General features: G+C 67.5%; 9 protein-coding genes. 5 read left to right on the top strand and 4 right to left on the bottom strand.

What is annotated here, in order from left to right; translation table 11 throughout:
* Window positions 1–7: 7 nt before the first annotated feature.
* Window positions 8–1,042 carry a pyridoxamine 5'-phosphate oxidase family protein gene (locus B4U45_RS00685; protein ID WP_075548518.1) on the bottom strand — a complete coding sequence of 345 codons (1,035 nt, stop codon included), beginning with the start codon at window positions 1,040–1,042 and terminating at the stop codon, window positions 8–10.
* Between the two features lie 38 nt (window positions 1,043–1,080).
* Here B4U45_RS00685 and B4U45_RS00690 point away from each other — a divergent pair, with 38 nt between their 5' ends.
* A complete protein-coding gene (locus B4U45_RS00690) occupies window positions 1,081–1,785 on the top strand; it encodes a TetR/AcrR family transcriptional regulator (protein ID WP_241780301.1) in 705 nt (234 codons plus the stop codon).
* Between the two features lie 41 nt (window positions 1,786–1,826).
* Here the strand turns inward: B4U45_RS00690 and B4U45_RS00695 are convergent, their stop codons facing one another.
* Window positions 1,827–4,202 (bottom strand): phosphoketolase family protein, encoded by a 2,376-nt coding sequence (locus B4U45_RS00695; RefSeq protein WP_089025182.1) that lies wholly within the window; start codon window positions 4,200–4,202, stop codon window positions 1,827–1,829.
* A gap of 63 nt (window positions 4,203–4,265) precedes the next feature.
* Window positions 4,266–5,114, bottom strand: coding sequence for an SDR family oxidoreductase (locus tag B4U45_RS00700; RefSeq protein ID WP_075548517.1), 849 nt, complete (start codon window positions 5,112–5,114; stop codon window positions 4,266–4,268).
* Window positions 5,115–5,212: 98 nt separating this feature from the next.
* Here B4U45_RS00700 and B4U45_RS00705 point away from each other — a divergent pair, with 98 nt between their 5' ends.
* The 4 genes from B4U45_RS00705 (at window position 5,213) to B4U45_RS00720 (ending at window position 11,959) form a co-directional block, all read left to right on the top strand.
* Window positions 5,213–5,722 (top strand): GNAT family N-acetyltransferase, encoded by a 510-nt coding sequence (locus B4U45_RS00705; protein ID WP_075548516.1) that lies wholly within the window; start codon window positions 5,213–5,215, stop codon window positions 5,720–5,722.
* 78 nt (window positions 5,723–5,800) lie between these two features.
* The gene (locus tag B4U45_RS00710) at window positions 5,801–8,194 is read left to right on the top strand and encodes a CoA transferase (protein ID WP_089025184.1); all 2,394 of its coding nucleotides are present in this window, start codon (window positions 5,801–5,803) and stop codon (window positions 8,192–8,194) included.
* Window positions 8,195–8,252: 58 nt separating this feature from the next.
* Entirely contained in the window at window positions 8,253–9,737 is a 1,485-nt protein-coding gene (locus tag B4U45_RS00715) for an acetyl-CoA acetyltransferase (RefSeq protein WP_083154858.1), read from the top strand.
* Between the two features lie 113 nt (window positions 9,738–9,850).
* On the top strand, window positions 9,851–11,959 hold the full coding sequence (locus tag B4U45_RS00720) for a Rossmann-fold NAD(P)-binding domain-containing protein (RefSeq protein ID WP_075548525.1): 2,109 nt from the start codon (window positions 9,851–9,853) through the stop codon (window positions 11,957–11,959).
* A 5-nt stretch (window positions 11,960–11,964) separates the two neighbouring features.
* Here the strand turns inward: B4U45_RS00720 and B4U45_RS00725 are convergent, their stop codons facing one another.
* Window positions 11,965–13,203 carry an NAD(P)/FAD-dependent oxidoreductase gene (locus B4U45_RS00725; protein ID WP_075548514.1) on the bottom strand — a complete coding sequence of 413 codons (1,239 nt, stop codon included), beginning with the start codon at window positions 13,201–13,203 and terminating at the stop codon, window positions 11,965–11,967.
* Window positions 13,204–13,212: the final 9 nt, after the last annotated feature.

Consider the following 13,212-nt stretch of genomic DNA (forward strand, 5'->3'; position numbering starts at 1 on the left):
TTCCTTACTAGCTTCGCTTGGTCTTAGGCTTAGTGAAGCCGAGTTCGTCGAAGCTGGGCACGAGCTGCCCACGCCGGCGCGCCTCGGAGTCCAACCGCCGCTTCAGTCGCCGACTCGCCGACATCAGGTGCACCGCGCGCCGCAGCGGATTGGCCGGAATGATGAAGTCGTTGAGCGCTCGCTCGACGTCGAACTCGACGTGTTCACCGACGTTGCGGCAGTGCCCCACTAAGCACGCATTGTCCTGGCTTTCGAAGGCGGGCCCGTGGGTGTGGAACGTCAGGCAGGCCGGTCCGTCGATGATGTCGATGCCAGCGGGCGGGCGCATCCGGAAGCCGCCGGGGATCGGCTTGGCAGTGCGCACGCGCAGCGGCAGCGGCCAGCCGTCGAGTGTGACGCTGGTCAGCACCGGTAGGCCCAGTCGGTCGAGTGCGCCGCGCATCCGCATCCGCCAGTCCGCCGCTGCGCGGGTGGTCCAGGATCCGGCGCCGCGGCCCACCGGCGCGGGATCCGACGGCTCCACGGTCGGCGGGGTCTGCGGCTGCCAAAGTTGTGGCGGCTGATCAAGATTCCCGCCCCGCCACCACAGCACCCGGACCGGGGTGACTTCGATCCAGATGCGGGCCCAGTACCACGCCATCCGGCGCAGCATCACGGTGGGGATGCTGTCGAAGGCTTCCGGTAGGTGCGCGGCGACTTCCGCCAGATAGCGGGCTGAATTTGCCCTCAGATCGGCGTCGCGGACGGTGGCCAGGCCATGGATCACGAACGTCGCCGGATCGACGAGCCGGGAGCCCAGTGGCTGCGAAAATGACAGCGACACTTTGGGATTGCGCCGGGCCCGCTCCGCCTTGAGCGGGTAGGTGAGGCCGGTGGTCACATCGACGCTGCGTCCGTTTTCGCCGAGGTAAGGCGTGACCGGCCAGGTGATGGGTGCGCCGCCGCGGTCCAACGAGGCGTACTCCGTGGTGATGAACGCGCCCGCCTGGCCGCGGATGGTTGGCCAGTCCAAGGCGACCCGGGTGTCAAGGATGGATACCATCGCAACCTCCCAGGTACAGTTAAATATAGTATAGTCTATTGAATAGAGACAACTATAAGGACTTGGGTGCAATGGTGTCAACGAGTTCCCGGCCATCCCCGCGGCGCAAGTACGACAGCAGTCGTCGCCGCGCCGACGCCGAGGCCCGGCAGCGCAGGGTGATTGACGCCGCGGCCAGGCTGTTCATTGAGCAGGGGTTCGGCGCCACCTCCATCGACCAGATCGCCGCCGCGGCCGAGGTCTCAGCACCGACCATCTACGCGACGTTCGGCTCCAAAGCCGGTGTGCTGGCCCGCGCGATCGACGTCGCCGTCGTCGGCGACTATGAAGATGTCCCGGTGGTGGACCGGGTGCTGAGCCTTATCGGGGAGGCCGGCCCGCAGGCACTTCGGCAATTTGCCGCCGTCGCCCGTTTCATCCACACCATCAATACGCGGGTAGCGCCACTGATCCGGGTAATGGAGCAGGCGACGTCGGCCGACCCGGCCCTAGAGCAGCTGCGCACCGGTCTGATCCGCGCGCTGCGTTCCGATTGCGCGGCGGCGATCGAGAAGCATTGGCGAAACGCCCTGCGCCGTGGCCTCTCCAAGAAGGAAGCCGCAGACGTGATGGCGACGATGACGTTGCCGCAAACCTATTCGATGCTCACCGCCGACATGGGTTGGTCACCGGATCGCTACCAGAAATGGCTCGCCCACGCGTTGCCGCAGCTGCTGCTGCGGCCGGAACTCTTAAGCGACTGACCCGAGCCGTCGTCTCCTTAGGCGTTAGGAGTTGACGCTCACTAGCCGTTCGACTCCCAGACCCATCCCGCGATCCGGGGGTCGTCGGCGCCGTGCTCACGGGTATACAGACGTGCTGCGAGCCGCGCGTCGGCCATCCGCTGGCGTAGCACGGCGGCTCGGCTGGACAGTCCCTCAACGCGGTCGACGACATCCATGACCAAGTGAAAGCGATCCAGATCGTTGAGCATCACCATGTCGAACGGTGTCGTCGTGGTCCCGCGCTCCTTGAACCCGCGCACATGAATACGGGGATGATTGGCGCGGCGATATGCGAGCCGGTGGATCAACCACGGATACCCGTGATAGGCGAAGATGACCGGCTTGTCGCGAGTGAACAACGCATCGAATTCCTTGTCGGCCAAGCCATGTGGGTGCTCAGACTCCGGCTGCAGCCGCATGATGTCGACGACGTTGACCACCCGCACACCCAACCCGGGCAGTTCCCGCCGCAGAATGTCGGCGGCTGCCAGCGTCTCCAGCGTCGGCACGTCGCCCGCGCAGGCCAGCACCACGTCGGGCTCACCGGTCGCCGTGCTGGCCCATTGCCAGATGCCGAGCCCGCGAGTGCAGTGCGCGACGGCTTCGTCCATGGCGAGGTAGGACAGTGCTGGTTGCTTGCCGGCGACGATGACGTTGACATAGTCACGGCTGCGCAGGCAATGGTCGGCCACCGACAACAACGTGTTGCCGTCGGGCGGCAGGTAGACGCGTACCACCTCGGGTCGCTTGTTGGCGACCAGGTCGATGAATCCGGGATCTTGGTGCGATGCGCCGTTGTGATCCTGGCGCCACACATGGGAGCTCAGCAGGTAGTTCAGCGACGCGATCGGCCGCCGCCACGGCAGTTCCCGGCTGGTCGACAGCCATTTGGTGTGCTGGTTGAACATCGAGTCGACGATGTGCACGAAGGCCTCGTAGCAGTCGAACATGCTGTGACGGCCGGTCAGCAGATAGCCCTCCAGCCAGCCCTGACACAGGTGCTCGGAGAGCACCTCCATCACCCGGCCTGCCGCAGACAGATGATCGTCGTCGGCGCTGGTCTCCGACAGCCAGGTCCGCCCGGTCGCTTCGAACACGGCGCTGAGCCGGTTCGACGCGGTTTCGTCCGGGCCCATCAGCCGGAACCGATCCGGGTTGCGCCGGATCACGTCTCGCAGATACGTACCAAGCACCCGGGTGGCCTCGTGGGTTTCGCAACCCGGACGTGCCACCGGCACCGCGTAGTCACGGAAGTCGGGAAGATCGAGGTCGCGCAGCAGCAGCCCGCCGTTGGCGTGCGGGTTAGCGCTCATCCGCCGATCACCGGTAGGCGCCAGCGCCCGCAGCTCGGCCCGCAACGTGCCGTTGTCGTCGAAGAGCTCATCGGGCCGGTAGCTGCGCAGCCACTGTTCAAGCTGCCGGCGCCGCTCGGCGCTGTCATGGGTGTCGGCGAGCGGGACCTGATGCGAGCGCCAGGTGCCTTCGACCTTCTTGCCGTCGACCACCTTCGGCCCGGTCCAGCCCTTGGGTGTGCGCAACACGATCATCGGCCACACCGGCCGCGCGGAATTCTCGCCCGCGCGGGCTGCGTGCTGAATGGCCGCGATGTCGTCGAACGCGTCATCGAGCGCAGCGGCCAGCTGCCGGTGCACCCTGGGCGGATCGTCCCCGGAAACCGTGATCGGCCGGTATCCGTAGCCGAGTAACAGCGATTCGAGCTCGTCGTGCGGAATGCGGGCCAGCACCGTCGGATTGGCGATCTTGTATCCGTTGAGGTGCAGGATCGGCAACACCGCCCCGTCGATCGCGGGGTTGAGGAACTTGTTGGAATGCCAACTGGCCGCCAGCGGACCGGTCTCGGCCTCGCCGTCACCGACCACGCACGCCACCACCAGATCGGGATTGTCGAACGCCGCGCCGAAGGCATGCACCAGCGCATACCCCAGCTCGCCGCCCTCATGAATAGACCCCGGGGTCTGGGCCGCCACATGGCTGGGGATGCCGCCGGGGAAGGAGAACTGCCGAAACAGCCGCCGCAATCCCTCGGCGTCTTCCCCGATACCCGTGTACACCTCGCTGTAGGTGCCTTCGAGGTAGGCGTTGGCGACCAGGCCGGGACCGCCGTGCCCGGGGCCGGTGATGTAGATGACGTTGGCGTCGCGGTTGCGAATGACCCGGTTCAGGTGGGTGTAGACCAGGTTGAGCCCCGGCGTCGTGCCCCAGTGTCCCAGCAGCCGGGGTTTGACGTGCTCGGCTGACAGCGGCTCGACCAGCAGCGGGTTGTCCAGCAAGTAGATCTGGCCGACCGACAAGTAGTTGGCGGCACGCCAGTACGCGTCGATGCGGGCCAGTTCGTCGTCGGAAAGGGTCGCGACTGTTGGGGTTTCAGGGCTCACAGGGCTCACCGGGCTCACCGGGCCGATTGTGCGCGCCCTCGGTGAACTGCCAGCTGAAGCGGGTCAGTCCTGTCCACGAGCGCGCGCCTCGTAGGCTTTGCGCTTGGCGACGTCGACGTCGTCGGTGAAGACGTGTTCGCCGCCCAACATGCGGTTCAGTCCCTCGGCCACCGGCCGCGGCATGAACTTCTGCGCGACGACCATCGCGCCGGCCGCCCGGGTAACCCGCACCCGCGGCTTCGGGTGGGCCACCAGGCGCACGATCGCGTCGGCGATGTTCTCCGGTTCGGCGTTCTTGAATCCCTTGACCCCGGCGGTCCCGGCGGTCAGTTCGGTGTTGACGAACGTCGGCAACACCATGGAGAACTTCACGCCCGCCGAACGGTATTCGAGCCGCGCCGAGTCGGTGAACGCCACGACCGCGTGCTTGCTGGCGCAGTAGCTGGCCAGCCCCACCGCATAGAGCTCGCCGGCAAGCGAGGCGACGTTGATGACCTGCCCACTCCCGCGCGGGATCATCCGCTCAACGGCCAACTTGCTGCCGAGGATGACCCCGAAAACGTTGATGTCCAAAATGCGGCGGGTCACCGAGTCCGGCTCGTCGATAATCCGACCGACCGGCATGATGCCGGCATTGTTGACCAGCACGTCGATCGGGCCGAGTTGGCGCTCGACCCGGTCGAGAAAGTCCGAAAACGAATCTCGGTCGGTGACATCGAGTTTGCCGTAGACATCCAGGCCCAAGTCGGCACCCGATTCCTTGACCTTTGCCTCGTCGATGTCGCCGATCGCTACCCGGGCGCCCAACCTGTGCAGAGCGGTTGCCGTCGCCAACCCGATGCCTCGTGCGCCGCCGGTGATGACGATGACCTTGCCGCGAACCTTGACACCGAGGGATGCCGTGTCTGCCATGTTCGTCCTCTCCGGGGCTTGACGGGTGTCAACTAGGCAATCTGGTAAGCACACCACCCGGCCGGGGACTGCGCAACAACCGCGCCGATACTGCAACAGTGACGCAGGTGCGTGCGGCCGTCCCGGAGGACGCCGAAGCGGTGGCTCGGGTCCACGTCCGGTCGTGGCAGTGCGCCTATCCGGGACTGATCGACCAGGAATACCTCGACGGTCTGCGGCCCGAGGTGTGGGCGGGCAGATACACGTTCGGCCGCATGGGCCTTCGGCTGCCGACCACCGTGGTGGCCGTCGACGGTTCGTCCATCTGCGGCTTGGCCACCACGGGCCTGTGCCGCGACCACGACGTGCCGAATTCCGGTGAGCTGATGGCAATCTACGTCGATCCGGCCTGGATGGGTAGCGGGGTCGGCCGTTTGCTGATGGCCGCTGCCCGAGATCGGCTGCGTCGAGTCGGGGTCAGGCACGCTTTGTTGTGGGTGCTGGACGGCAATGTCCGCGCCCGGCGGTTCTACGAGCGCGACGGGTGGAGCTTCGACGGCTCGCGGCGCACCGAGGTCTACGGGGCCACGACCGTGGAACAACTGCGCTACCAACGCACGCCGGTCTGATCCCGCGCAGCACGGCTTTCGAACTCGCGCGGCGGGATGAGGCGCGCGGAGGTGGGTGGCCGCCGGTACGGTGTGCGCATGGCCGACAGGTTGCTCGATGCGGTGCGCGTCCTGGACCTGTCCGGTGGTGGCGCTGACACCGTCACCCGGTTGCTGGCCGATCTGGGTGCCGACGTCCTGAAGGTGGAAGCTCCCGGCGGCAGCCCGGGACGCGGCGTCCCGCCGACCTTGGCCGGCACCAGCATCCCGTTCGCCGTGCACAACGCCAACAAACGCAGCGCGGTGCTGAACCCGCTCGACGAGCAGGACCGCCGGCGTTTCGACGAGCTCACCGCCAACGCCGACATCGTGGTCGACAGCGGTCTCCCGGGAGCGGCGTCCGCCTACGGAACAACATCTGCCGAACTGGCCGATCGCCACCCGCACCTAGTTGTGTTGTCGTTCACCGACTTCGGCACCTCGGGGCCACGATTTCGGTGGCGTGCCACCGATCCGGTGTTGTATGCCATGTCGGGCTCGCTGTCGCGGTCCGGCCCCACCACCGGCACCCCGGTGTTACCGCCGGACGGCATCGCTTCGGCGACCGCCGCCGTCCAAGCGGCCTGGGCGCTGCTGGTCGCCTATTACAACAGATTGCGTTGCGGCACAGGTGATTACATCGACTTCTCGCGGTTCGACGCGGTGGTCATGGCCCTTGACCCGGCTTTCGGGGCGCACGGGCAGGTCGCCGCCGGCATCCGCAGCAGCGCACGGTGGCGCGGACGCCCCAGAAACCAGGACGCGTACCCGATCTATCCGTGCCAGGACGGCTACGTGCGGTTGTGTGTGATGGCGCCGCGCCAGTGGCGCGGCCTGCGCCGCTGGTTGGGGGAGCCGCAAGACTTTCAGGATCCCAAATACGACGTGATCGGGGCCCGTTTTGCCGCCTGGCCCCAGATCAGTCTGTTGGTGGCGGCGCTCTTCGCCGGCCAGACCATGAAAGAGTTGGTGGCCGCCGGACAGGCTCATGGCGTGCCGATCGCGGCGGTGCTCACGCCGTCGCGGATCCTGGCCTCCGAACATTTCCAGGCGGTGGGCGCGATCACCGATGCCGAGCTCGTCCCCGGTGTGCACGCCAAGGTGCCGACCGGATATTTCACCGTCAACGAGCAGCGCGCCGGCTTTCGCACCCCGGCGCCCACCGCCGGCCGGCACGAACCGCGCTGGCTCGCCGACCCGGCACCGGCGCCGCCGCCCGCGGGCGAGGTGGGCGGCTACCCGTTCGAGGGACTGCGCATTCTCGATCTCGGCATCATCGTCGCCGGCGGGGAACTGAGCCGCCTGTTCGGCGACCTAGGTGCCGAGGTCATCAAGGTCGAGAGTGCCGACTACCCCGACGGGCTGCGGCAGGCCCGCGTCGGCGAGGCGATGAGCGAGTCGTTCGCCTGGACCCACCGCAATCACCGCGGTTTCGGCGTGGACCTGCGCAGCACCGATGGCAAGCAAATCTTCGGTCGCCTGGCGGCCGAGGCCGACGCCGTCTTCGCCAACTTCAAGCCGGGGACGCTGAGCTCGCTTGGGTTCAACTACGACAAGCTGCGTGGTCTCAACCCTCGGATCGTGCTGGCCGGCAGCAGCGCGTTCGGCAACCGCGGCCCGTGGAGCCGCCGGCTGGGTTATGGCCCGTTGGTGCGCGCGACCACGGGTGTCACCAGCGTGTGGACGTCCGAAGACGCCCCTCCCGACGGTTCCCGACATCCCTTCTACGACGCGACAACGATCTTCCCCGATCATGTGGTGGGACGGGTCGTCGCGATCCTGGCCCTGGCCGCGCTGATCCACCGCGATCGCACCGGAGCCGGCGCCCACGTCCACGTCTCACAGGCCGAAGTCGTCGTCAATCAACTCGACACGCTGTTTGTGACGGAAGCCGCACGGGCCGCCGGCGCCGCCGAAATCCGCGACGATATCAGCGTGCACGCGGTCTGTCGTTGCGCCGGCGACGACGAGTGGTGCGTGATCTCCATCTGCACTGATTACGAATGGCGTTGTGCTGCATCTGTTTTCGGTAAGCCGGAATTGGGAGGCGACCCGCGCTTCGCGACGGCCGAGGCTCGCAGGGCCAACCGCGCCGAAATGTCGGCGGTGATGTCGGCGTGGACGAGCGCTCGCACCCCGTTGCAGGCGGCCCAACTACTGCAGTCGGGCGGAGTCGCTGCAGGCCCGATGAACCGCCCGCCGGACCTGCTCGAGGATCCTCAACTGGCCGAGCGACAGCTGTTTGCGACCATGACGCACCCGCTGATTTCACGTCCGCTGCCGGCAGAGACGGGTCCGGCGCCGTTTCGCCACATCCCGCATTCACCGCGGCGACCGGCGCCTCAAGCGGGGCAGGACACTCGTGCCATCTGTCACGAGCTGCTCGGAATGAGCCGTGATGAGATCGAGCGGCTGATCTCCGAGGGCGTGCTGTTCGCGCCGGCCGGCGGGTAAGGGTCCGCGAACGAGACGTGGTGTGCGGCTGGCCGAAGCTCGGCGCTAGGTTCGAGGCATGCCCGTTGATCCCAGGACTCCGGTGCTGATCGGCTACGGTCAGGTCAACCATCGCGACGAGATCGACCCGGCCGGGCCCTCGGTCGAACCGGTCGACTTGATGGTCGCAGCGGCCCGGCAAGCCGCCGATTCTCAGGTGTTGGCGGCGGTCGACTCGATCCGTGTCGTGCACATGCTGTCGGCGCACTACCGAAACCCGGGGCAGTTGCTCGGTGAGCGCCTCGGCGCCGGCAGCTTCACCACGAGATACGGCAGTGTCGGTGGCAACACGCCACAATCGCTGGTCAGCCAGGCATGCTTGGACATCCAGCAGGGGCGCGCCGACGTGGTGCTGATCGGCGGCGCCGAAACCTGGCGTACCAGGACCGGACTGAAGTCCCAGGGCAGCAGGCTGGTGTGGACCCGACAGGACGACTCCGTGCCGCTGCCGGAAATCGCTGGTGACGACGTCCCGATGGCGGGGGAGGCCGAGCTCAGGATCAAGCTGGACCGGCCCGCCTACGTCTACCCGCTGTTCGAGCAGGCGCTGCGCATCGCCAACGGCGAGTCGATGGAGGATCACCGGCGCCGGGTCGGTCAGCTGTGGGCCCGCTTCAACGCCGTCGCGGTCGACAATCCCTACGCCTGGATCCGCACCCCGATGACCGCCGAGGAGATTTGCCGGCCCGGCCCGCAGAACCGGATGATCAGTTGGCCCTACACCAAGTTGATGAACTCCAACAACATGGTTGACCAGGGCGCGGCACTGATCCTGACGTCGGTTGAGCATGCCACCCGCCTGCAGGTCCCCAGCGAGCGCTGGGTTTACCCGCATGCGGGTACCGACGCCCACGACACCCCCGCGATCGCCGAGCGGGCTGAGCTGCACCGGTCTCCGGCGATCCGGATCGGTGGTGCGCGTGTGCTGCAGTTGGCCGGCCTGACCACCGATGATGTCGACTACGTCGACCTGTACTCGTGCTTTCCCTCTGCCGTGCAGGTTGCCGCGGCCGAACTCGGCCTGGCGACCGACGACCCCGCCCGCCCGCTGACGGTCACCGGCGGCCTGACCTTCGCCGGCGGCCCGTGGAGCAATTACGTCACCCACTCCATCGTCACCATGGCCGAACTGCTGGTCGCCAACCCGGGCAGCCGCGGCCTGATCACCGCAAACGGCGGTTATCTGACCAAACACAGCTTCGGCGTGTACAGCACCGAGCCGCCCGCGGAATTTCGTTGGGAAGATGCGCAGCCGGTCGTGGACCGCGAGCCCACGACCGCGGGTTTGGTCGAGTGGGAGGGAATCGGCACCGTCGAGGCGTGGACCACGCCGTTCACCCGGGAGGGCCGGCCCGAGAAGGCCTTTGTGGCGGTGCGCACGCCCGACGGGGCGCGAACTCTGGGGGTGATCACCGATCCCGATTCGGCCGAAGCGACGGTGCGGGACGACATTGCCGGGGCCAAGGTTGCCGTCGCCGCCGACGGCAGCGCGACGTTGCGGTAACCGGCCGCGACGATTGAGAAAACCCTTCCGAGTCACGGTCCGGACTCAATTTGTCGCGCAAGTAGGGTCGGCGTGCTTATTGTCATGACAAGACGTTGGGGAAGGTGGGCAGGGTGCACGTCCTGGTTACCGATGCTGCCGGCGCGGTCGGGCGACTGGTAGCACGCCAGCTGATCGCGGCCGGACACACGGTCAGCGGCATCGCCCCGCACCGACACCCATACCTGGATGCCGGTGTCGACTTTGTTTGCGCGTCGCTGCACCACCCGATGTTGCTGGAGTTAGCCGCCGAAGCGGACGCGGTGATCCATCTGGCCCCGGTGGACACCAGCGCACCGGGCGCGGCCGGCCTCAACGGCCTGGCGCACGTGAGCAATGCGGCCTCGCGTGCGGGGGCACGGCTGCTGTTCGTATCCCAGGCCGCGGGGTCACCCGATCTGTATCAGCAGGCCGAGGCCTTGGTGGCCAGTTGCTGGGCGCCGAACTTGGTGATTCGCATCGCGCCGCCGGTCGGTCGGCACCTCGACTGGACGGTGTGCCGGACGGTGGCCACCCTGCTGCGCAGTAGGGTCTCGGCGCAGCCGATGCGGGTGCTGCACCTCGATGACCTGGTTCGCTTCCTGGTATTGGCGCTGAACACCGACCGCAACGGCGTCGTCGACCTGGCCACGCCGGACGCCGCGAACCTGGTCACCGCGTGGCGGCTGCTGCAATCGGCCGACCCACACCTGCGAACGCACCGGATTCGCCGCTGGGCCGACCTGATTCCACAGATGGACACCGCTGCGGCCCAAGAAGATTGGAAATTTCAGTACGGGTGGCAGGCGACCGAGGCGATCGTGGATACCGGTCGTGGACTAGTGGGCCGGCGGCTGGATCGTGGTGGCGCGACCATCGGGTCAGGCCAACTCGCGCTGCCGATCGAGCCGGTCCCGCGGTCGTTTCCCCGTTACGGCGCGACCGTGAACTCGGTGGGGCCCGACGGGCTCGAGGGTGAATTCGACGACCGGATCGATCCGCGGTTTCCGGTGTTCAGCGCAACCGGTCTCGCCGAAGCGCTGCCGGGCCCGCTGACCCCGATGACACTGGACGTCCAGATGGGCGGACTACGTGCCGCAGGTCGGGCCATGGGGCGAATCCTGGCACTGGGCGACGTGGTCGCCCAGGAGTGGGAGAGCAGGGCCATCGCGGTGTTCGGTCATCGCCCCTACGTCGGCGTGTCGGCCAACATCGTCGCTGCCAGCCAGCTGCCGGGCTGGGACGAGCACGCCATCACCCGCCGTGCGCTGGGGGACCATCAACCGCCGACGGGCCTGCTGCCGTTTGGGCGGCCCCAGTTGGCCGGCGGAGCACTCGGGTCGGTCGCCAAAGTGGTCGTGACGGCTCGGTCGCTGTCGCTGTTGCGTCATCTGCGGGCTGACACTCAGGCCTACGTTGCCGCGGCGTCGGCGGAGCATGTCGATGCCGGGCAGCTGAGCGAACTACCGGACGCCAGTCTGGAAGTACGGGTTCGCTTGTTGCGGGATCGGATTCACCAGGGCTGGATCCTGACGTCGCTATGGGTCATCGACACCGGCATCACCGCGGCGACGCTGGAGCACACACACGCGAAATCCAGCGTGTCCGGTATCGGGGTGATCATGGACAGCCGTCGTGTCGCGGCGGTGAGCACTGAGCTGACGGATATGCTGCGCGCCGACGCACCGCTGTGCGCCCTGGCTCGCGAAGGCAACGTCGACAGCATCCGGGCGCTATCGCCGTCCGCCGCTGCGGCCCTCGAGGCGGCCGTTGCCCAGCTGGGGCACCGCGGCCCCGGGGAAGCGGAGCTGGCCAACCCGGTGTTCGGCGACGACCCGTCGCTACTCTTGACCTTCGCTGCGCAAGCCGCTACGGCGCCCGCCGAGCCGGCGCCACCGGCGACGTTTGCCCAGCGGTTGGCGGCCAGCGCTCGCAGTTCGCGAGAGTTGGCTCACGACACCACCATTCGGTTCACCCATGAACTCCGGATGACGCTGCGCGAGTTAGGATCTCGGCGGGTTGCGGCGGACCTGATCGACACCGTCGACGACGTCTACTATCTGACCTGCGACGAGCTGGTCACCATGCCGGCCGACGCCCGGCTGCGGGTCAAACGCCGACGCACCGAGCGCGAGCGGCTGCAGGCTCAGCCGCCGCCCGACGTCATCGACCACACCTGGAAGCCCCCGGACCAACAGCGCTGAATGCGCTAAGCGCCGATCCGCGCTTCGGCCAACGGCGATGCGGGATCAGCCAACCTGCCGGCGTCGACCGGGGCTTTCGATCGGATCAGGGCTTTGACGTCGTCGAGCACATCCCAGATGTTGACGTTCATCCCGGCCAGCACCCGGTTGTCGCCGTCGAGCCAGAATGCGACGAACTCGCAGCCGGCGACGTCGCCACGGAACACCAGCCGCTCGACGCCGGAAGCGTGGCCGGCGTACTCCATCCCGAGGTCGTACTGATCGGTGAAGAAGTAGGGCAGCTCGGTGTATTCGCCCGGGGCGCCGAGCATGCCGGCGACCGCCACCGCGGGTTGTTTGAGCGCGTTGGCCCAATGCTCGGTGCGGATCCGGGTGCCCAGCAGCGGGTGCTCCGCGGCGGCGATGTCGCCGACGGCGTAGATATCGCGATCGCTGGTGCGCAGCGACGCATCGACCTGGACACCGCCGTCAGCCATCGCCAAGCCGGCCTGTTGGGCCAGTTCGACGTTGGGTTTCGCGCCGACGGCAACCAGCACGGCATCGGCGGCGATGACGGACCCGTCGCCCAGCTTGAGCCCACTGGCCCGGCCGCCCTGCGTCGTGATCTCGGCCACCTGCGCTTCCAGCCGCAAGTCCACACCATGATCGCGATGCAGATCGGCGAACACCTTGCCGACGGTATCGCCCAGCGCGGCCGACAGCGGCTGGCCGGCCGCCTCCACCACGGCGACATCGACGTTGCGCTGCCGAGCGCTGGCGGCCACCTCCAGACCGATCCAGCCCGCGCCCACCACCGCGAGCGAAGAGCCCTCGGCCAGAGCGGAATTCAGCGCCGACGCATCCTCGAACGTGCGCAGGTAATGCACGCCGGCTGCATCGGCGCCGGGTATCGGCAGGCGACGCGACGCCGATCCGGTCGCCAGCAGCAGCTTGTCATAGTGCACGGTGGTGCCGTCGGGAAGTCCGACGCTGTGAGCGGCGGGATCCAGCGACGACACCCGCGCGCCCGGTCGCAGGTCGACGTCGTGGTCGCGATACCAATCCGAGTTGTGCACGGTGAACTCGTCGAGTGACTTCTTGCCCGCCAGGAATTCCTTGGACAGCGGGGGACGCTCGTAGGGCAGCTGCTCCTCTTCGGCGAAGAGCGTGATGATGCCGTCGAACCCCTTGTCGCGCAAGGCTTCTGCCGCTTTGGCACCGGCAAGACCGCCGCCGACGATGACGAATGTTGTCGAACTGGCCATGCCCCCAGC

This window comes from Mycobacterium persicum (assembly GCF_002086915.1).
Lineage (GTDB): Bacteria > Actinomycetota > Actinomycetes > Mycobacteriales > Mycobacteriaceae > Mycobacterium > Mycobacterium persicum.